Origin of the sequence: Bacillus sp. SDLI1 (assembly GCF_001553895.1) — a bacterium.
Classification (GTDB): Bacteria; Bacillota; Bacilli; order Bacillales; family Bacillaceae; genus Bacillus; species Bacillus siamensis.
On record NZ_CP013950.1, the window covers coordinates 1767739 to 1788373 of the forward strand.

Consider the following 20635-nt stretch of genomic DNA (forward strand, 5'->3'; position numbering starts at 1 on the left):
ATGATTATCCTCCGCTGACTAAGCGCTCAACGGTCGTTTCTGCTTCGCACTCAGCATAGTGAGCCTCAGAAGAAATGTTCAAGTTGATTTTCGCCATTTCCATATACCCGCGTCTCATCAAATCACGGTTGTGGCGAGTTGTCCGTTCGCTGACATACGCTCTCACTGCTTGTGATATCAGTTCGTTTCTGCTTCGTTTCTCCCGCATCGCTACACCATCCAATTCAGCTACTAAGTTTTCAGGCAAGCTGATTTTCATTTCGGTTCTTGCGCTGGATTCAGACAAAAAACATACACCTCCACCAAACTTACGGATACGACCAATTCATCCATCCAGACATAATGATACCATTATTCAAACGTCAAGCAAAGCTGTTTTATAAATTCTCTTTTTCCGGATGACGGCTACTTGCTTGTATTTTCTTGCAGTAAAGGATTTCTTACTTCCATTATACTCTCATTTTCCAAAAACATACGGGGAACGCGGGAACTAATGGTACAAGGGACCTCGTAATTAATCGTCTCAAGCCGCCCGGCGATTTCGTCCATCGTGATCGTTTCTTCTTTCTGGCTGCCGATCAGGGTGACTTTGGTGCCCGGCGGATAAGATTGGTCTAATTCGACCATCAATTGGTCCATGCAGATCCTTCCGGCAATGTTCATCCGTCTGCCGCCGATCAGCACAGCCGTACCGCTCAGCTTGCGGAGCCATCCGTCTGCATAGCCGATGGGAACAGTTCCGATCCATTGATCCTTCTCTGCCGTATATGTTGCACCGTAGCTGACGCTTTCCCCTTTGCGGATCTTTTTCACATGGGATAAAACAGAGTGCAGTGCAAAAGCCGGCTTTAATTGAAACGGAATTTCGTTTTGGATGTCAGCGGAAGGACGGAGCCCGTACATACTGATGCCGAAACGAACCGCGTTAAAGAAGCCTTTTTTAAGACGAAGTCCGGCAGCGCTGTTCGCGCAGTGAACCATCAATTCTTTTAAAGGAAGCGGAGCGATCAATTTTTTAAAGCGTTCAAATTGGAAGAGGAAATAATCTCTGTTTTTTTCATCCGCGGTTGCAAAATGGGTGAATACGCCTTTACAGACTAAACCGGGATTTTGGCCGAGGATTTTTAACACGCTTTGGATTTCTTCCTCCGTTTTGACTCCGAGTCTGTTCATGCCGGTATCGACTTTCAGGTGAAAAGGCACTGTTTCACTTCCGAGGTGGCGCGCAGCTTCCTGAAGCCATTCAACAGAATATCCCGTCAGTGTGACGTCATATTCGGCAGCGGCTTGTACATATTCAGGGGGCACGGCGCCAAGCACGAGAATCGGCGCTGTAATGCCCCGTTTTCTCAAGGAGATCGCCTCATCCAGTATCGCTACGGCAAGACACGAGGCACCTGCTTCAAGCGCGGCTTTCCCGACTTCCAAATCTCCGTGGCCGTAAGCGTTCGCCTTTACAACCGCCATGAGATGGACGTTTTCGCCGATGTGTTTTTTCATATGTGTGACATTTTCTTTAATCGCAGACAGGTTGATTTCCGCCCACGTTTCTCTGTAAAAGGATGCTGTGTTCACTCGATACACTTCCTAGCATTATTTTCAAACCATATTGTTATTATCATACTAAAATTATGCTGCAAAGTGAAATGGAATCAAAAAAGAGGCCGGCAGCGGCGGCCTCTTTTTGACGTTATTTTGACGACTGTCCCTGCATGCTTTTGGCGGCGGCCACCATTTCGTCTTTGGTAAGATCCTTCGATGACAGGAGATAATCCACTCCGTCATATGTCCACGTTAAAGACGTATCGGATAGTGCGGCGACCGTGAAGCCGAGATTAACCGGTTCGCCTTTCAGCGTGACGGCAGAAGCTGCTTTTGCGATTTGGGCTTTTTCTTGAATGAGCGTGAATGATTTTTCCCCGCCGTATGTCATGACGACCCGTTTGCCGTCCGCGGTTGAAATATCTTTCTCTTCAAGCTTTTTGACGCCGGCCGGCACTTGAAGCGGTGTTTTGACGGCAAATGAATCAGACGGCTTGGCGCTTGTGGCGACGTCCATCTGGGAAAGCGTCATATTTTTCTTCTCGTCAAAAGAGTCTTTGTCAAACGGTTTGTTGAATTCAAAGCTTTTGAATTCGACTTTTACCATCACTTTCCGGTCTGTATCCATGACTTTGACGAGCGATGGGCTCATGTCCTTTTTGTTGAAAGTGATTTCTTGCGTCGGCAGCATTTTGTTATGCTGATAGTTTGTTTTTGTTTCAAACGTGTACTTTTTATCTTTGGCGGAATAGACGGCGTCTTTGTCATTTTGCACGTCTTTTACAAGTGACTCAAACAAATATACTTGGCTGCTGTTATTCGGCCAGTCGCTTTGGAAGCGGAAGCTCTTATTTAAAGACGGCGTGAGGACAAAGACTCCGTTGGCGTTCCGTAAAATGACTTGATTTTGGTCTTTTTTCGGATTTTCCAGATAGACCCGGTATAGGGAAGGTTTTTTATGCCAGATTTCCACATTGTATACTTGCGGATCACTCCCCGTTTCAATGGTCATTTTGGCTTTTGCTTTGTACGAGGTGTATTCTTTCGCCTTCTTATCTAAACCGGTCACGATATCTTCCTGTGATTTTTGGCCGCAGGCCGAAAGAATAAGGACGGCAAGCAGTCCCGTTAAAAGCAAAACAAAGCTTTTTCTCACCTTTTTCCAACCCCTTCTTCTCAATTGATGTAAAGGGAAGAAATCGCTTGTTTGACTTTAACGGTACGCCCTGAACGGCCGGACGCGTACCATAAAAGCCTCAAACAACTTGTCTCCCTTAATGCACTATCAAATATATGAAGGGGTTTCGGCTAATATGCAGACTAGCGTGACAACCTTTCAATCACGACCTGCGCCGCGGCGTATTCTTTTGTGTGGGTAATGGAGACGTGAATTGCCGCGCCGTCAAGCTTGGCGCACGTCAGCACTGGCTTTCCGGCCGGGTCCTTTCCGGTTTCAATATCCTGAAAGCTGAGCTCTTTGCCGATCCCCGTGCCGTACGCTTTCGAAAAGGCTTCTTTTGCCGCGAATCTTCCCGCGAGAAATTCAATTTTCCTTTTGTCCGACAGCTGTGTAAAACGGACGTATTCACCGTCCGTCAATATTCTTTGCGGAAATCTCGTCTGCCGGCTGAGCATGTTTTCAATTCTGTGCAGTTCAACGATGTCGATTCCGATTCCGAAAATCATGTGAATTCCTCCTAAAAGTCCGTACTAAAAAACGGTTTGTGTCATAAACGTGTTACTATATATGTAACAAATCAAGTGCAAAGGGGCTTGCGATGTTTATACGAACGGAAAATTTCCAGACTTTTATCAGACGTTATCCCGCCGTCAGCTGTATTCTGGCGCTTCAGGCGTTTTTATGGCTGTTTTTCAGCCTGCCGCTTCATTCCGTCATGATGTGGTCAGATGCAGTGACCGGCTATAATTACGGCGTTTTCGAGGGAGAATGGTGGCGGCTGGTGACACCAATGTTTTTACACGCGAATTTCACCCATCTCCTGTTTAACTCCATGTCTCTGTTTTTATTCGCGCCCCCGCTTGAGCAGATGCTCGGAAAAGTCCGTTTTCTGATTGTGTACATCGCATCAGGCATCATCGGCAATATCGGCACGTATCTTGTCGAGCCGCTTGATTATGTGCATGTCGGCGCATCAGGGGCGATCTTCGGACTTTTCGGCGTGTATGTGTTTCTGACTGTTTTCCGGAAAGAGCTGATCGGCCGGGACCAGTCAAAAATGATTATGACGCTGCTTGTCATCGCGGTGCTGTCGACCTTTATCAATTCTAATATTAACATTATGGCGCATTTATTCGGACTGGCAGGCGGATTTTTGCTTTCTTTTTTATGCGTGCAGCAAAAAAAGCGGCGGTATTAACCGTCCGCTTTTTCATATGAATACCAGCGCCCGATGCGTTCGGCATCTTCCTCACTGACATCCTTCAGCATGACATGCTCCATGTGGTGAGCTGATTTCACTGCGGTAGCCACGGATGCGAGCCGTCTTCTTTTTTGCAGAATAGACCGGCTGACTTCAAACATCTGCATTCTTCTTCTCAGCATAATCGTGGTCGTCTTCCCGATCAGCCTCGTGGTGATCTGAAGCCTGCCGCCGTTTATGCACCATGACGCTGTCCTAAACGAGGCATATCCAAGCACCAGTTCGGCAGGAAGCACAAGCAGCGAGGCATATCCCCACGGTTTAAACAGAATACAAAGCGGGATGATTACGAAAACCGAAAAGATAACGGATCGGAATAAATACCGGCGCAGCGCCCTTTTCGGCAAATGATTCCGGTTTTCTTCCAGCACGTAGTCCGGTGTGAAATCGTTCAGCATCACACCGAGCTTTGATCTGCGGATGATCGGAAACAGAATCGTCTGAGCGCCTTCTTTCTCATTCCCCGCCCTGCCTGCACTGACAATCGCAACCGTCGCGTATCCGAATAGCTGTCTGATGACATTTTCTTTAATTTTAATGGCCTGAATTTTACGGAGCGGGATCGTCACTTGATGCTTTTCAATAATTCCTCGTGTAATGACTAATTCATGTTCCTTTTTCTCTATTTTGAAGTTGGCATGCTTGATCATCATACCGGCGATGCTTAACAGCCAGGCGATGAACAATCCTATGAAAATGATCACGGCGTAAATGCCGATGCTCGCATGCTTGAGAAAAGAGAACCTGTCATAGAGCCAGTCCATCGGAAATACTTCATCAATCTGAGAAAAGAGGGCGAATACCGCTGAGATGATGACACCGATTCCCCCGGATGTTGAAGCCGCCATGAGCAGCTCGCCTAAAGACAGCCTGTAGACGGATTGCACATCACCCCTAGGCATCGGCTCCTGCTCCGCCGCTGTCTCCCGGTGTTCTTCCAGCTCAGCTTTTTGCTGAAAAACCGCTGCTCTGATCCGTTCCGCCTCTTCCACAGTAATGGCGGATAAGACGGCCTCGGCATTTTTTCCGTCGCCGGCCGTTTCGATTTGCAGCTTAACCAGCTTAAAAAGCTGCTGAATGACGCCTGCACTCGTATTCATTGATTGAATCCGGTCAATGGAGATGTATCTTTTTTTCGTAAAAAATAAGCCTTCTTCTATTCTGAATTCCCCGTCTTCAATGCGATATGTAAACTTTCTCCATTCGATCACGCTTGCTGCAATCAGCCAGATAAGCAAAACGGCGAGCGCAATGCCGCCATAAAAGCGGATGAAGTGGTTGGAATTGACGATATAGACGAGAAAAAACGGAAGAATGATATTTTTAATGGTTTCGATAATAATATGGAATAAGTTCAAAATCACGGCCGCCGGGTGCAGACGTTTCGGTTCAGACATCATCTTCCGTCACCCTTGCCAGACGGGAAATGGAATCCCTCAGCCGGTCAGCTTCCTCCATATCAAGCGCCGGAATGGAATGAATGGTCGCCGCCGTGGAGATTTTGACTGAGGCCAGGCGGTATCTTCTGAGAAGCGGGCCTTGTGAAGTATCTACGTGCTGCACCCTCACCATCGGCACAATGACCCGTTTGACAATAAAAATGCCGGATTGAATATCTATTTCATTTTCATGGACTTCATAGCGCCAGATCCTGTGCCTGATTTTCGGTATGGCATAGATGGATATCACTGAGCCGATGATCCAAATGATGCCGAGGACTCCGGTGATCCAATACGGCCAATGGAAAAAATGGCTTAAAACAGCTGCTGCTATAACGGCCAGAAGACAAACGGCGGACAGGATGATTTCCTGAAGACGCCAGACTTTTAAGCCGCTTGGACTGATTCGATTTTTTGGCTGTGCTCTCAACATACCTACCTCCCATTTTTTATCATACATACAAATACGGCTGATTTGCAAAAAAGATTCACTTTCCGGCATATCGAAAAAAAGCGGACCCTGTAAAAGGGTCCGCTTCCTGTGTTTTAGTATGATTTTTTCTGGCGTCTGTCACTTGAAGATGAACGGCGGTCAGTTGAACGTTTTTTATCGTAGGAAGAACGGCTGTTGTTTTTCCCTTTGCCGCCGCGGTAGCCGCCGCCTTGGCCGTCTCTGCGCTTAGAAGTACGCTGGTTTTTATAGCGTTTGCTGACCATCGGCGCTTCATCAGTGAGGCGTACAGGCGTGCTGTCCGGCTCTTTTGTCGCCATTTTGATGGCTGCAGCCACAACTGTCACTGCATCATGATCTTCTAACAATTCCGCAGCTGCCGTCATGTAGAAGTTCAGGTTGTTTTCGCTGATCGCCGTGCGCAGACGGTCAACCGTCACCTGCTGCTGACCTTCTAATGCTTCGTCAAGCGTCGGCTCTTTCATGCGGTCCATTTTGCGTTTTGTCGTTTGTTCAATCGCGCGAAGCATGCTTTTCTCACGCGGTGTGATAAACGTCATCGCCATACCCGTTTTTCCTGCACGGCCCGTTCTTCCGATACGGTGAACGTAGCTTTCAGGATCTTGAGGCACGTCAAAGTTGTACACGTGTGTTACGCCTGAGATATCAAGTCCGCGGGCTGCAACGTCAGTCGCTACAAGCACTTCGATTGCACCTTCTTTAAATTTACGAAGCGCAACCATACGTTTCGCCTGCGTTAAGTCGCCGTGAATTCCTTCAGCTGCATATCCGCGCAGGTTCAGGGCTTCAGCCAGCTCATCGACACGGCGTTTTGTACGTCCGAATACGATCGCAAGTTCCGGAGACTGAATGTCAAGAAGACGAGTCAGCGTGTCGAACTTTTTACGCTCTTGCACTTCCAAGTAGAACTGCTGAATGTTGGAAACAGTCATTTCTTTCGCTTTTACTTTTACATGCTCCGGCTCAGTCATGAAACGCTCTGCGATCCGTTTGATCGGCGCAGGCATTGTTGCTGAGAATAGAAGCGTTTGGTGCTCGCTCGGCACGTTTGAGAGAATTGATTCGATATCATCAATGAATCCCATGTTCAGCATTTCGTCGGCCTCATCCATGACAACCGTATTCACGTTGTTAAGACGGATCGTGCGGCGGTTGATATGGTCAAGAAGACGTCCCGGCGTACCTACGATGATATGCGGGTTTTTCTTCAATGCGCGGATTTGACGCCCGATATCCTGGCCGCCGTAAATAGGCAGCACTTTCGCACGCTTATCTTGTCCGATTTTATATAACTCTTCAGATACTTGAATGGCTAATTCACGGGTTGGCGCGATTACGATTGCTTGAATATTAGGAGACTCGGGGTTCATTTTTTCAACAAGGGGTATACCGAACGCAGCTGTTTTACCTGTACCTGTTTGCGCTTGTCCGATGACATCTTTATTTAAAAGTCCGAGCGGAATCGTTTGTGCCTGAATTGGTGTTGCTTCTTCAAATCCCATACGATTGATTGACTTCATGAGATCAGAACTTAATTGGAAATCTTGAAACGTTATAGTCAAATTATTCAAACTCCTTCTGATTGCTGTTTCAGTAATGTCGTGATTTACCACTAAAAACTGCCCTCTCATACAAAGGACAGGATCATACGTATACAAAGCCCGAATTACTTTACGTTTAATCTTACCATTACACTATGTGTTTTTCAATAAGGCGAGATGGTCAAGCTGCCGGAAGCGGCCTGACCGGATTCTTCCCGCAAATGACGCCGGCCCCCGCGCCGGGCGGGATTTTCCAACCGGCGGTATTTCTTTTTCATACGGACAGAATTATTTCACCCGGATTTAGTTTCTTCATTTTTATAAATTTTTATGACGCTGATCAGTATTTCTTCAGTTCTTCTCTAATAAATCTTTAACGATTTCTTCAAGCTTCATACCTCTTGATGCTTTAAACAGAAGGAGATCGCCGGAAGCGGCCTTTTCCTGTATGGCGTGAAGCAGTTCTTTTTTGTCGAAATAATGGCTGACGCGGCCTTCTTCAAAATGCCGGCGTGCCCCGTCAGCGATGAACGCGCCAAGAGTGCCGTAAGTAAATACATGGTCGATCTCCTCCGGATTAATCGCGGCTCCGCATTCTTCGTGGAATGCTTTTTCATGATCACCGAGTTCAAGCATATCACCGAGCACGAGCATTTTCTTCCGGTAGCCTTTCATCGTTTCGATTAATTCGACCGCCGCTTTCATTGACGTCGGACTCGCATTATACGCGTCGTTAACGATTGAAATGCCGTTTTCCGTTTTGACCAATTCCAATCTCATTCCCGTCACTTTCAGGCGGCTCAGTCCAAGAGCGGCATTTTCCGGCGTAATGCCGAAATAGATGCCCGCGGCGTATGCGGCCATGGCATTCATGACATTATGTCTGCCGAGAACGGGAACAAAGAAAGAACGATCAATACCGGCGATACTGAAATAAGTGCCTTCTTCCGCCTGTTTCATTTCTTTCAGGCGGAAATCATTGTCCGCGCCTGCGCCGTATGTCGTTGTCCGGCAAGTGTACGCCCTTTCGCGAAGCAGCGGCTCATCCCCGAAATAAAACAGAACGCCGTCTTCCCGAAGTCCGTTTATAATTTCTAGTTTCGCCTCCGCAATTCCTTCTCTTGAGCCTAAATCCTGCATATGGGATTCGCCGATATTGGTAATGACGGCAGCTTCCGGTTCGGCGAGACGGCTCAGAAAATCAATTTCGCCTCTCGCGCTCATCCCCATTTCTAAAACGGCGATTTCTGTATCTTCAGGCATGGCAAGCACGGTCAGCGGCAGGCCAATATGGTTGTTGAAATTGCCTGCGGTTTTGTGAACGCGGTATTGAGTGCCGAGGACGGCGTGAAGCATATCTTTTGTTGTCGTTTTTCCGTTGCTTCCGGTCACCCCGATGACCCGTGTGCCGAGCTCTTTTAAGTAAGCTTTTGCCAATATTTGCAGCGCCTCCAGCGTGTCATCGACAAGGATCACGGCACGCTCTTCGGGCGGATTCGGCTCAGAGCGGTCCCACAATACCGCGGAGACGCCTTTTTCGAATGCTTGCGGCACAAAGGTATGGCCGTTAAAATGCTCTCCTTTTAAAGGAATGAACAGCTGATTTTTTTCCAAAGTCCGCGTATCGGTTGCGGCGCCCTCAATCATCGTTTGTTCAAATACAGGATTTATCAGTGTGCCTTTGACCATGTCGGCGATTCGTTTTACAGTTCGCTTTATCAAAGGTAGCACCTCGCTTTCTGAAAATGTTGTCTGTTACGGGAAAAGACACTGCCCCCTTCAGGCAGTGTCCGTCTTCATTAAAATGTATGTTTAATCAGCTGTTTTTCGGCATGGCGTTCTTTTGCCAGCTCAACCAGCTGCTCGATCAGATCGCTGTAATCTACACCGGCTTCTTTCCACAGCAGCGGGAACATGCTGAATGGCGTAAAGCCCGGCATTGTGTTCACTTCGTTAATGAGCACTTGACCGTCATTGGTCAGGAAGAAATCGGCGCGGACAAGGCCTGAGCCGTCAATCGCCTTGAAGGCTTTAATCGCCATCTCGCTGATTTCCGCGTACTGTTCATCCGTCACTTGCGCGGGAATCATTAAATCCGTATCGCCATCTTCGTATTTCGCTTTATAGTCGTAAAAGTCGGTTTTCGGAGCGATTTCACCGACGGCGGAACATTTCGGTTCGTCATTTCCGAGCACGCCGATTTCGATTTCTCTGCCGGCGATTCCTTCTTCCACAACAATTTTCCGGTCATACTCAAAAGCCAGTTCGAAAGCTTTTTCAAGCTCTTCACGGTTTCGGCATTTGCTGATGCCGACACTTGACCCGAGGTTCGCCGGTTTGACAAAGCACGGATACCCCAGCTCTTCTTCAACTTGCTGTAAGCAGCTGTCCGGCGTCTGTTTCCAATCCTTTTTTAAGAAAGCGGCATACTTTGCCTGCGGAAGCCCTGCTTGAGCAAACAAATGCTTCATGATGACTTTATCCATGCCGGCGGATGATGCAAGCACTCCGTTGCCGACATAAGGAACATTCAGCAGCTCCAGCAGCCCTTGAATCGTGCCGTCTTCACCGTTCGGTCCGTGGAGAAGCGGAAATACGACGTCAATCGGCGCCTTCTCGTCAGCCGACGCTTCAGGAAACATTTCCCGGTTCAATGCTGAAAGAGCAAAACTTTCACCGTTTTGTTCCAGCTGAAGCATTTTCACGTTGGAAACCGGTTCAGTCAGAAGCGGGCCTCTTTGCCACTCTCCTTTTTCAGTGATGTAAATCGGATGTATATCAAACTTATCAGTATTAAGCGCTTTTGTTACAGCCAGTGCTGTCTGCAGCGATACATTGTGTTCGGCTGACTTTCCGCCGTACACCAATCCTAGACTTGTTTTCAATGGATATTCCCCCCACAGCAATTCATCTTTACTATCTTATCATTTTCATCAGAAAATGATCTAATTATTTTTGGGCATTCTGAATATGAAAGCATTTGTATGTAATTCCTTTTTATTTTATATTAAAATGGCATGGAAAAGGAGATGTGTCATATGAAAAAAATCAGTACAACAGAACAATTTAATGAACTTATTCAATCCGACAAGGAAATCATCGTGAAATTTTTCGCTGACTGGTGCCCTGACTGCACGCGCATGAATATGTTCATCGGCGATATTTTGGAAGAATATAATCAAAATGATTGGTATGAGCTGAACAGAGACGAACTCCCTGAGCTTGCCGACAAATATCAGGTGATGGGCATCCCGAGCCTTCTGGTCTTTAAAAAAGGTGAAAAGAAAGCGCATCTGCACAGCGCAAACGCGAAAACTCCGGAAGAAGTCACAGAGTTTTTATCACAGCATATTTAATTCGTTTCGTGATCTTTGTTTATGACTTCTGGCTCTACATGAACATGGACATGAGTCACATCATGTTCATGTTTTATTGCATATTCGACTTCATCGGCTACTTCATGGCCTTCCTTCACAGACAGTCCCTGATCTACCGTAATGATGATTTCCACATGAACCGTGCTTCCCAAGTACCTTGCTTTCACATCCTTCAGCCTGCTGACTTCTTTTACTTCTTTCACCGTATGTTTGTACGGTTCCAAATCTTTCAAGTCAAATCCGTCCGTCAATGAGTGGGAAGCATCTTTGAAGATGTCCCATGCCGTCTTACAGATGATGATCCCGATCAGAAAAGCAATGACCGGATCAATCCATGGCAGATGAAAGCGGGCAGTTATGACACCTATAAACGCCCCAATACTGACATATGCGTCAGATCGGCTGTCTTTCGCCGCCGCATGAAGCGCCGAACTTTTGATCCGATTTGCAAGACGGCTGTTATATACATACATGCCGTACATCACGATCGCGCTTCCGAGCGCCGTCCATGCCGCAATGTAGCTCGGCTCGGCCTCCGTTCCGCTGACAACCGCCTTCGCTCCCCCGATCAGCACTTCAATCCCGACCGCCATCATAATAAAAGACGCAATTAGTGAAGAAATGGTTTCAGCCCGATAATGTCCGTAGGCATGATCGCTGTCCGCGGGGCGCTGGGAAATCCGGAGCCCTATCAGCACAGCAAGAGATGCGACAATATCCGTGGCATTATTTAACCCGTCCGCTCTGAGCGCTTCGGAATGATAAATAAGACCGATCGCCAATTTGACTGCGGCAAGGATGAGGTACGCGGCGATATTAAGAATCGCGCCTTTTTCGCCCCGTTTTAAGTTTGCCGTTTGATCATTCATGTAAGGACTCCTCCATTCTCATTCATAGTATGGATGGAAAAGCAGAAAAATAGCAGTTTTGAATGGCGGAAATGCAATCAATTCGACAGCATTATTCCCCGGGAAACTTTTTGTCGAAAAATTGGCGGTATTTTCTCTTTACATATGAATAGGCTCATTGTATACTTTCATTAACTGATAATGATTCTCAATATCATTTGATTAGGAGGGTAATCATGAGATCTTCTCCTCAACTCAGATCATCAGTCGAAGGACGTAAAAAACATCTGATCCATTTGCTGATCAGTAACGGAATATACAAAAAGTCGGAACGGCACTTATATGAATTATCGCTTGGAGAGTTAGAAAGCGAATATCAAATATGTAAGGAAGGTGCGGGCTCATGGCGAAACGGAAAATAAAAACATACGAACAGCTGATAAAAGAAAACAAGGCGGCCATTATGAATAATCAAAAGCTGATGAATGTAATTTATGACAGAATCGACCGCAAGCATCAAAAGTTGCTCCGGCACAACAGCCATACATAAAAAGAGCCTATTTCAGGCTCTTTTTTTTATTGCTCAAAGGCTTCCGCCGCTAATTTGCCGATAACCGCATCGTCCATCGGCGGGTTGTGAAGTCCGGCGCGGGCGTCCCGGTAATACCGCTGAAGCGGGTTGTTTCGCTCCAGGCTTTTCGCGCCGGTGATTCTCATGGCTTTATCAACAACGGAAAGGACGACATTTGTCACAATATGTTTTGCCGCGCCAAGCTCGCTTTTGATGAAAGGGCGGCGTTTCGGGTCATCATACATTTGCGCCGCCGTGAAAAGAAACTGTCTCGCTTTTAACAATTCAAGCTCCATTTCTCCGACCCGCTGCAAAACGGCCGGCACGTCTTTAATCGGTCCGTTCAGGCTATTCGGTGAATATTCGGATGCAAAGCGGACGGCATAGTCCCTTGCCGCTTGAGCGATGCCCAGATAAGCAGCAGGAATGTGAAGCAGCCAGCCATTCACTTTCGCCGCTCTCGGCCCGCTGATAAGCTCCACAAGCCGCTCGTCACTGACCGTGACATGGTCTAAAAGGAGATCATGGCTTCCGGTCGCCTTCATGGCAATCATATCCCATGTTTCTTCGACCGAGACGCCTGCCTGATCTTTATGAATGAGAAAAACACCGGTCGTTTGTTTTTCTTCAATCCATGCCGTCACAAGCATATAATCCAAAGTCAGCGAAAGGGTTGTAAAAGTTTTTCGGCCGCTCAGCACCCATTGTCCGTTCTTTTTGACAGCAGAGGTGCCGGGTCTTCCCCCTCTCGTCGGACTGCCGGTCTGCCGTTCAGTCGCTGCCCTGTTCAGGACGGCTCCCTTTTTCACCTCTTCAGTGATAAATGAAAAGACATCTTCATTCCAGCTGTTTTCTTCTCCGAGCTCTCCCATGACAGATAAATGCCAGCCGATTCCGAGAGCAACGGCCGCGTCTCCCCGCGCCAGCCGTTCCTGAAACAGCACCATATCATAAACAGAAATGCCTGCACCGCCGAAGGCCTCAGGTACCGTTAGCGCTGTATATCCCGCATCCCGCAGTCTTTCAATTTTCTCCGCGGGAAAACGGCCCTCTTCGTCATCGAGCGCGGCTGTTTTTTGAAATTCGTCTGCAAGCAGGCCGATTTTTTCCATCCATTCTCTCTGCCGTTCGTTCTGTATCCATAAAGACACTGGAATCCCCCCATTATAATTCCGATAAAGTTAATAAGTATTATAGAGATTCAAGTCCCGTTTCGCAACTGTAAGGCTGTACGAAAAAACACGCTATTCCATAGAATAGCGTGCTCAGACTGCTTCCGGGCCGCGGTCCTGCTTGAGCCCGAGATAAATCAGCATATATGTGAGGTAACCCATCGTCATCACAAGTCCGCCAAAGAAAAAGCTTGAGAAAATCGGCTCTTCAAACGCGGTAACCGCCGCAAGCACGATCCAGCTTGCATACAGGTAGATGATGAAATAACGGAATCCCGTCTTCATTTTATATAAGAGAAACAGACCCACTGTAGAAAACAATCCCAGCGCAAGCCTGAAATAAACAAGATGTTCGAATTGGAACATGAATGACACAAAGGAAAAACCAAGCAATAACACAATCGGTAATGCGGTAATAAAATTTCTCAAGTGAGCACCTCCGTCATTACCTTTATTATAAATCAAAATAGCATAAATTATTGATTTATCGTGATCTTTTTCACAAAAATGTCATTCCTTTACTTTATACCCGAACATCGCGTTTGCAAAAGCTCCACCAAGCGACGGCTAAGAAGAAGACGATATGGATAATGATAATGCCTGTCGAAAATAACGGCGTCATTCCCGCAAACAGCGGTTTCGCCCCGCTCATGTATTGCGTCAGGTCCGTATTCGCGAACAGCAGAAAACTTCCCCATTTGTTTTGAAAGAGCGACATAATCGTCACGAGTGATTTTGCGCCGTACAGGACGATAAATGACAGAATGACGGCCGTGGCGCTGTTACGGAATAAGGAAGAACACAGCAATCCGAAGCATGCCATCGCGAATGCCTCGACCCAGTTCGTGCCGATTACTTTCAGTGTGTTCACAAGAAGCGTCCCTGATTCAGATGTCACCGACACTCCGAAGAAAGCCATGCCAAACAGCAGAGACAGAATATAGTACGCCGCATACAGGTACAAGCTGACCAAAAATACGGTAATGAGTTTAGATATAAAAATCCGCTCCCGCTTTACCGGACGGATTAACAAAAATTTAATCGTTTTCTTATCAAATTCAGCTGAAATGATCGTCGCCGCAATGACGATCGTTAATGCTTCAAGCAGAATATTGAGCCCGGGTGCGTACGCCATATAGCCGATGAAGTTCTCGTCCGTTCCGGAGCTGATGACAAGCCGTTTAATGACGAGCGCCATCATAAACTGAAGAACGGCCATTAAAATCAGCGCCACTAATGAGACTTTACGATTAAAAAGTTTCATATGCTCATTCGCTGTCAATTTAAACATTCGTCTCCCCCTCCTCTTGAAGCGCCGCCGTCACTTTCATGAATTCATCCTCAAGCGATTCCGCATACGGCATGATGGAATACACGAGAAAGTCTTGTCCGACGAGCGCCCGGTTTAATGCCGGGATGTCCTTCTTCGCTACGGTGACGGTAATGTCCCCGCCTTTTTTCTCCGGAGCAAACTGCTGTTGGGACAGCCATTCGAATGCTTCGTCAGCAGGCTGTATGTCGAGGACGGCTTTTTCTTCTTTTTCCGCAGCGCCTCGCAGAACGACCTCTGTTTTAATTTCACCTTTTTGAATGATGATGACACGGTCGCAAAGGTCCTCTACTTCACGCAATAAATGCGTCGCAAAAAGGATGCTCGTCCCTTCAAGCTCCGCGAGCTCTTTTAAGTGATCGCGAAAATCTTTCATTCCGCCGGGATCAAGCCCGTTTGTCGGTTCATCTAAAATGAGCAGATTCGGACGGTGAAGAATGGCCTGTGCAATCCCGAGACGCTGACGCATGCCGAGGGAATACGTTTTAACTTTGTCGTGAACGGCATTTGCGAGCCCGACCCGCTCGATGACTTCCTGAAGCCTGTCCTCTTTGATGTTTTTGTGCATGTTGGCAAAGTGCTTCAGGTTTTCCCATCCCGTCAGATACGGATAAAATTCAGGGTTTTCCACGATCGCGCCGACGGATTCCAACGCTTTTTCGAACTCAGTATCGTGCTGAAAGCCGTTAATTGTAATCGTGCCGCTGTTTTCCTTTAAAAGACCGACGATGATTCGGATCAGTGTGGTTTTTCCCGACCCGTTCGGACCGAGCAAACCGATGATCTCGCCCTGCCTGACATCCATGCTGATGTTTTTCAAAATGTGCTTTTTGCCTATTGTTTTGTCAAGGCCTTCAATATGTAAAATCGGCTCAGTCATACAGCCTTCCTCCTTTTTCAAAAAAAAATAAACAGTGCCCGTACATAAGGCACTGTCTGCATTATAACATTTGTCATTTATTCGTGAAGCGCCGGGGCTGTTACGTCTTTTCCGGCCCCGGTCCGGATTTTTCTTTCTCTTCATTATTGACGACATCCAGAATATCCAGCAGGAACACAAAAATCGGAATCCCGATAATCAGGCCCCAAATGCCGAAGAAATGTTCCGAGAAAATCAAAACCGTAAAGGTAAAAAAGATCGGAAGTTCCGTTTTCGCTGACATCAGTTTCGGATTGAGGAAGTACGTCTCAATCGCATGAATGACGAAAATGACCAATACGATGTAGATGACGTACGCAGCGCCGCCTGTCGTATACGCGATGATACTGAGCGGGATGAGCGAAATCACCACACCCGCCACGGGAATGAGCCCGAGGAAAAAGACCATGATGGACAGGCCGAACAGCTGCGGAAAATGCAGAATGGCCAATGCGATGAAGGTGAGAATACAGTTCACCAGCGCGATAATAAATTGTGCTTCAATCACTTTGCCGAATGTTCTCGCAAACTTGCTGCCGAAAAAAGCAAGTTCATAGTAAAAGACAGACAGCTTGCTGTGCTGAAATTTTTTCATGAATTCCGTGAGCCGCTTTTTCTCGAACAGGAAAAACATGCTGAGAATCAGTGACATCACGACCTGCAAACCGAAAGTGCTGATATCGGCCAAGTATGTATACAGTACATTAAATCCTTCTTTTACATAAGAACCGATATTAATGTCACCGAACACGCTCGATATTTCATCATAAAACGGGATGACATCGGGATGATACGCGATATGCTTGATCTGCTTAATCAGCTGTTCAATCTGCTTGGCAACAATCGGGTAAAAGACAAAGCCCCCCACAGTCGCTCCGACAGCCAGCGCAATATATAAAATGGTGATGACCACCCTCTGACTGATACGGAAAAAATGGTTCAACACGTGCCGGATGACAGTCTCCAGCCGATCCATCAGAAAAGTAAAAATAAACGTAAGCAAAATCAAATTAATCATACTTCGGAATACAACTAACACCCCAGTCAAAACAAGAAAAACGGAAAAACGTCTGACACCCGGATGCTGAAAAAATTTAAAAATAGCCGCCATTTATACACTCCTGCTAGGACAAAAAGCCCTTAGATTTCATCTTTCACTCTCTAATTGTAAATTATATAACAAAATGACGCTAAGGTCTTTGTCCACCTCCTAATAAAATTAAACAAATTTATCTTTTTTACTCATAGCAGACGAAAAAAAAGAACGGCATGCCGGATGCATGCCGTTCTCCCATTTTATACCGCCGTTTTCATTTCTTTTACGGCCTGTGTGCTTTTTGCTTCGTCAAACTCATTTTCGCTCTTGGCTACGATGATCGTGGCGATTCCGTTTCCGATCAGATTGACGATCGCCCTTCCTTCACTCATAAAGCGGTCAACACCGAGGAGCAGCGCAAGCCCCTCCAGCGGGATCACCTGGAGCGCCGACAAAGTGGAGGCGAGCACGATAAATCCGCTTCCGGTTACGCCCGCCGCGCCTTTTGATGTCAGCATTAACACGAGAATGATTGTAACCTGCTGACCGATGGTAAGGTCAACGCCGAACACCTGCGCCAGAAAAACCGTTGCCATGGAAAGGTAAATCGAGGTGCCGTCCAGATTAAAGGAATACCCCGTCGGAATCACAAGACCGACAACCGATTTGGAGCAGCCGTAGCGCTCCATTTTATCCATCATCCGCGGCAGGACGGACTCAGAAGAGCTTGTGCCGAGAACGATGAGCAGTTCATCTTTAATAAACCGGAGATAGTTCCACAAACTGAAACCGAAAAGCTTGCAAATGATATTCAAAGCGACAAATACAAACAGGAACATTGTAACGTATACAGACAGCATCAGACTCGCCAGCGGCTTGATGGAATCAAGTCCGAAGTGCCCGATCGTATAGGCCATGGCCCCAAATGCGCCGATCGGCGCCGCACGCATGATGTAGCCGATGATCTTGAAAAAGACGTGCGACAGTTTATCGAAGAAATCAATAATGCTTTTGCCTCTTTCACCGAGCGCTGCCAAGCCGACTCCGAATAAAACAGAAAAGAATAAGACCTGAAGAATGTCACCTTTCGCAAAAGCGTCAACCATATTTGACGGAACGATGTGAGTGATAAATTCAATCCAATCAATTCCCTGTCCCCCGTTTTGCGTGTACTGAGAGACATCCCCTTTTTCAAGCTTGCTGTAATCAAGCCCCTCACCGGGTTTCATGATATTGACGACCAGAAGTCCGATAATAAGGGCGATGGTGGTCACGACTTCAAAATAAATAAATGCTTTTCCCCCGACTTTGCCGACTTTTTTCATATCTCCCATCTTGGCAATGCCAAGCACGATCGTCAGGAATATGATCGGTGCGATTATCATTTTTACCGCATTGATAAATGTATCGCCGAGTGGTTTCATCTGTTTCCCGGCCTCAGGCCATACAAGTCCGACGATGACGCCGATGATGACCGCTGTGATGACTTGCACCGTGAGATTTTTGAATATTTTCATCCCTGCTCCCCCCTTGCCTCTTGCTGTGTCTATGCTGAAATGATAGCGTTTTCAAACAAAGAGGGGAAGCTTATGATCATAACGGACATTTTGGTCTTTTTGGTCTCGGCTAACGGACGAATTTATAGCGGTTAACCGGCCGGCCCACTCCCCCGTACTGAATGTCGAGCTTAATCTGACCGTCTTTCTCAAGAAAATCAAGATAGCGCCGTGCCGTCACTCTGGCGATTCCGAGCGCTTTGGCGGCTTCTTCAGCTGAAAGCGGCTCCGTCTGCCGTTTCATATAGGTTATAATTTCATTCATCGTAAAATGATTTAACCCCTTCGGCAGATCCCGGGACGGATTTTGCGGAATTTTAAGCAGCGCGTCAAGCTGGTCTTGCGACATGGTGTCATGCTGTTCCATTTTCCGTTTATATTGTTTAAAGTTTTCGAGCGCCTGTCTCATCCGCTCCAGCTTAAACGGCTTCAAAATATAGTCGGCCGCGCCGTTTTGCAGCATAAGCTGGATCGTTTCTTTGTCTTTTGCAGCCGAGACGATGATGACGTCCACTTCGAGCTTTTGTTTTCTGATTTCCTGAAGCGTTTTAATTCCGTCTTTTTTCGGCATGTACACGTCTAATACCACGAGTTCGGGCCGAAGATTTTTTATAAGCCTGATTCCCTCGTCTCCGTCAGCCGCCGTGGCGATGACGCTGAACCCTGAAACGCCGGTGATAAATTCTTTATTCACCTCCTGCACCATCGGATCATCTTCAATAAGCAGCACCTTGATGTCCATCTATCGATTCCTCCCCCTTCATTGGAAATAAAATAGAAAATGCCGTTCCCTGTCCCTGCCGTGTGTCGACTTCAATGATGCCCATCCCTTTGTCGACGATCTGTTTGACGAGGTACAAGCCGTATCCCGTGCCTCCCGTTTTATTGACGGTAAACCCCTTTTCATAAATGTGCGGGATATGCTGATCGGAAATCCCGCTTCCATTGTCTTCTATTAATATAGCAAGCACTTCTTCATTTTGCTCGATACTGATGTCAATGTGTTTGTCCTCCGTGTCGGCTGTTTCGAATGCGCCGAACGCGTTTTCGATTAAATTGCCGAGCAGGACGACGATGTCATGCTGGTCCACATGCACCGGAAATTGTGAAAAGCTGCTGTTTTCATCAATTTTCACAGAAATGCCGAGCTCTTTGCCTCTTTTGATTTTGCTTAACAGAAGCCCCGCCGCGGCGTCATTCTGAATGGCCTGATGAAGGAATTCCGTGACGCTTTCTTGTTCTGATGATGCCTTGAAAGCAAGCTGGAGCGCTTTTTCTGATTTTCCGAGCTGAATCAGTCCCGCGATGGTGTGAAGCTTGTTCATGTGTTCATGGTTTTGGACTCTGAGCGCATCGACAAAATTTTTCACGCCTGTCAGTTCTTCAGCCATTTTCGCCGCTTCCGTCCTGTCCTGGAATATGGCGACGGCGCCGATGACCTTCTTTTTCATGACGATCGGAATTCTGCTGCTCATGATGACCTTTCCGCTGACTTGGATTTCTTCGTTATATACAGCCCGGTTCCGCTCGACGATCTCCGGGAGCCGCGAATCTTTTAACACGTCCCAGATCAGCCTGCCATCGGTCTCTTGTCTGACATTGAATATCTGCTTCGCTTTTTCATTAAAAATGGTGATGTGGTGCTGGTTATCAATGGCGATGACACCTTCATTCATTGAGTGAAACGTAGCGGTCCGTTCTTCATACATTCTTACGATCTCATGAGGCTCCAGCCAAAACATCTGTTTTTTGATGTGGCGTGCCAGCAAAAAAGAACCGGTCAGTCCGAAACCGAGCGCCAGCAGAACGATAAAGAGAATGTCATGTTTCAGCTGAAGAAGGATTTCACCAAAACCGGGCAGCGTTTGACCGGCAAGGACGACACCGATCTGATTCAGATCCCGGTCTTTTATCGGATAAAAAGCGCGGACGGCAGTGCCGATTTCTCCCTTTGCTTCGGAAAAATAAATGTGCTCGGCAAACGCCGCGGCTTCGTCTTCACCCCTTGAACGCTTTCCGATCATCGTGCTGACGGGATGTGAATAACGGATATGGTCCATATCCATGACGACGATGTAGTCCGCTTCATTGATGATCCTTATTTCTTCGACCGCATGGCGCACGTCTTCCCTCTGCTTTTTCTGCTCCAGGGCGCGTTTGACATCGGTCATCTCAGATACCGTACGCGCCGTATTCATCAGCCGTTTTTTCAGCTCGCGCTCCTCTGTATGCTGAATATTTCCGATCAGCACGATGCCGACGATCAAAAAGGTAAAAAGCACGACGATATAAGAAAGTATGGTGATTTTCCAGCGGATGGTGAGCTTTTTTTTCGTCATTGGCCTCTTCCTTTCCGTCTCTTTACGAAAACGGCCCGCCCGATTATGCTTG

21 protein-coding genes and 1 pseudogene are annotated in these 20635 nt (G+C 47.1%); 4 read left to right on the plus strand and 18 right to left on the minus strand.

All coding sequences use genetic code 11. From position 1 onward, the window contains the following. Window positions 1-4: 4 nt before the first annotated feature. The 4 genes from endB to acpS all read right to left on the minus strand — a co-directional run bounded on the left by endB (window position 5) and on the right by acpS (window position 3228). Window positions 5-286: a type II toxin-antitoxin system antitoxin EndoAI gene (gene endB / locus AUL54_RS08370; protein ID WP_003156188.1), complete on the minus strand. Its 282-nt coding sequence runs from the start codon at window positions 284-286 to the stop codon at window positions 5-7. 119 nt (window positions 287-405) lie between these two features. Beyond that, entirely contained in the window at window positions 406-1575 is a 1170-nt protein-coding gene (gene alr, locus AUL54_RS08375; RefSeq protein ID WP_016937171.1) for an alanine racemase, read from the minus strand. A gap of 115 nt (window positions 1576-1690) precedes the next feature. Next, window positions 1691-2698 (minus strand): LolA family protein, encoded by a 1008-nt coding sequence (locus AUL54_RS08380; protein ID WP_016937172.1) that lies wholly within the window; start codon window positions 2696-2698, stop codon window positions 1691-1693. Between the two features lie 164 nt (window positions 2699-2862). Next, a complete protein-coding gene (acpS, locus tag AUL54_RS08385; protein ID WP_060963545.1) occupies window positions 2863-3228 on the minus strand; it encodes a holo-ACP synthase in 366 nt (121 codons plus the stop codon). Window positions 3229-3320: 92 nt separating this feature from the next. On the opposite strand from acpS, the gene AUL54_RS08390 reads away from it, so the two are divergent. Then, complete coding sequence (locus AUL54_RS08390; RefSeq protein ID WP_016937174.1) at window positions 3321-3920, plus strand: rhomboid family intramembrane serine protease; 600 nt, start codon at window positions 3321-3323, stop codon at window positions 3918-3920. Here AUL54_RS08390 and AUL54_RS08395 read toward each other — a convergent pair. From AUL54_RS08395 to AUL54_RS08415, 5 genes are all read right to left on the minus strand, one after another. Further along, the gene (locus AUL54_RS08395) at window positions 3917-5383 is read right to left on the minus strand and encodes a PH domain-containing protein (RefSeq protein ID WP_060963546.1); all 1467 of its coding nucleotides are present in this window, start codon (window positions 5381-5383) and stop codon (window positions 3917-3919) included. The genes AUL54_RS08390 and AUL54_RS08395 overlap by 4 nt on opposite strands. Next, entirely contained in the window at window positions 5373-5852 is a 480-nt protein-coding gene (locus AUL54_RS08400) for a PH domain-containing protein (RefSeq protein ID WP_060965072.1), read from the minus strand. Before AUL54_RS08400 ends, AUL54_RS08395 begins: the two co-directional genes overlap by 11 nt. Before the next feature lie 116 nt (window positions 5853-5968). After that, window positions 5969-7456: a degradosome RNA helicase CshA gene (cshA, locus tag AUL54_RS08405; protein WP_060963547.1), complete on the minus strand. Its 1488-nt coding sequence runs from the start codon at window positions 7454-7456 to the stop codon at window positions 5969-5971. A gap of 330 nt (window positions 7457-7786) precedes the next feature. Continuing rightward, window positions 7787-9157 (minus strand): UDP-N-acetylmuramoyl-tripeptide--D-alanyl-D-alanine ligase, encoded by a 1371-nt coding sequence (locus tag AUL54_RS08410; RefSeq protein ID WP_060963548.1) that lies wholly within the window; start codon window positions 9155-9157, stop codon window positions 7787-7789. Window positions 9158-9234: 77 nt separating this feature from the next. Next, a complete protein-coding gene (locus AUL54_RS08415) occupies window positions 9235-10320 on the minus strand; it encodes a D-alanine--D-alanine ligase (protein ID WP_013351087.1) in 1086 nt (361 codons plus the stop codon). Between the two features lie 153 nt (window positions 10321-10473). Here AUL54_RS08415 and AUL54_RS08420 point away from each other — a divergent pair, with 153 nt between their 5' ends. After that, window positions 10474-10791 (plus strand): thioredoxin family protein, encoded by a 318-nt coding sequence (locus AUL54_RS08420; RefSeq protein ID WP_060963549.1) that lies wholly within the window; start codon window positions 10474-10476, stop codon window positions 10789-10791. Here AUL54_RS08420 and AUL54_RS08425 read toward each other — a convergent pair. Continuing rightward, a complete protein-coding gene (locus AUL54_RS08425) occupies window positions 10788-11681 on the minus strand; it encodes a cation diffusion facilitator family transporter (RefSeq protein ID WP_060963550.1) in 894 nt (297 codons plus the stop codon). The genes AUL54_RS08420 and AUL54_RS08425 overlap by 4 nt on opposite strands. Before the next feature lie 215 nt (window positions 11682-11896). Here AUL54_RS08425 and AUL54_RS08430 point away from each other — a divergent pair. After that, a pseudogene (locus AUL54_RS08430) lies at window positions 11897-12071 on the plus strand (Fur-regulated basic protein FbpA); the annotation flags it as partial. Next, on the plus strand, window positions 12064-12210 hold the full coding sequence (gene fbpB, locus AUL54_RS20660; RefSeq protein ID WP_003156206.1) for a Fur-regulated basic protein FbpB: 147 nt from the start codon (window positions 12064-12066) through the stop codon (window positions 12208-12210). The pseudogene AUL54_RS08430 and the gene fbpB, both read left to right, overlap by 8 nt. 26 nt (window positions 12211-12236) lie before the next feature. On the opposite strand, the gene AUL54_RS08435 is transcribed toward fbpB, so the two are convergent. The 8 genes from AUL54_RS08435 to AUL54_RS08470 form a co-directional block, all read right to left on the minus strand. After that, window positions 12237-13382 carry an acyl-CoA dehydrogenase family protein gene (locus AUL54_RS08435; RefSeq protein ID WP_060963552.1) on the minus strand — a complete coding sequence of 382 codons (1146 nt, stop codon included), beginning with the start codon at window positions 13380-13382 and terminating at the stop codon, window positions 12237-12239. 114 nt (window positions 13383-13496) lie between these two features. Next, window positions 13497-13832, minus strand: a complete 336-nt coding sequence (locus tag AUL54_RS08440; protein WP_003156210.1) for a hypothetical protein — start codon at window positions 13830-13832, stop codon at window positions 13497-13499. A gap of 94 nt (window positions 13833-13926) precedes the next feature. Beyond that, the gene (locus AUL54_RS08445; RefSeq protein ID WP_101605620.1) at window positions 13927-14667 is read right to left on the minus strand and encodes a DUF2705 family protein; all 741 of its coding nucleotides are present in this window, start codon (window positions 14665-14667) and stop codon (window positions 13927-13929) included. Window positions 14668-14686: 19 nt separating this feature from the next. After that, the gene (locus tag AUL54_RS08450; protein WP_060963554.1) at window positions 14687-15613 is read right to left on the minus strand and encodes an ABC transporter ATP-binding protein; all 927 of its coding nucleotides are present in this window, start codon (window positions 15611-15613) and stop codon (window positions 14687-14689) included. A gap of 100 nt (window positions 15614-15713) precedes the next feature. Continuing rightward, on the minus strand, window positions 15714-16763 hold the full coding sequence (locus AUL54_RS08455; protein ID WP_016937187.1) for an AI-2E family transporter: 1050 nt from the start codon (window positions 16761-16763) through the stop codon (window positions 15714-15716). A 185-nt stretch (window positions 16764-16948) separates the two neighbouring features. Then, window positions 16949-18205 carry a C4-dicarboxylate transporter DctP gene (gene dctP / locus AUL54_RS08460; protein ID WP_012116859.1) on the minus strand — a complete coding sequence of 419 codons (1257 nt, stop codon included), beginning with the start codon at window positions 18203-18205 and terminating at the stop codon, window positions 16949-16951. Between the two features lie 109 nt (window positions 18206-18314). Continuing rightward, complete coding sequence (locus tag AUL54_RS08465) at window positions 18315-18986, minus strand: response regulator (protein WP_060963555.1); 672 nt, start codon at window positions 18984-18986, stop codon at window positions 18315-18317. Then, window positions 18961-20583 carry a two-component system sensor histidine kinase DctS gene (locus AUL54_RS08470; RefSeq protein WP_060963556.1) on the minus strand — a complete coding sequence of 541 codons (1623 nt, stop codon included), beginning with the start codon at window positions 20581-20583 and terminating at the stop codon, window positions 18961-18963. The genes AUL54_RS08465 and AUL54_RS08470 overlap by 26 nt, the downstream gene beginning before the upstream one ends. Window positions 20584-20635 lie beyond the last annotated feature (52 nt).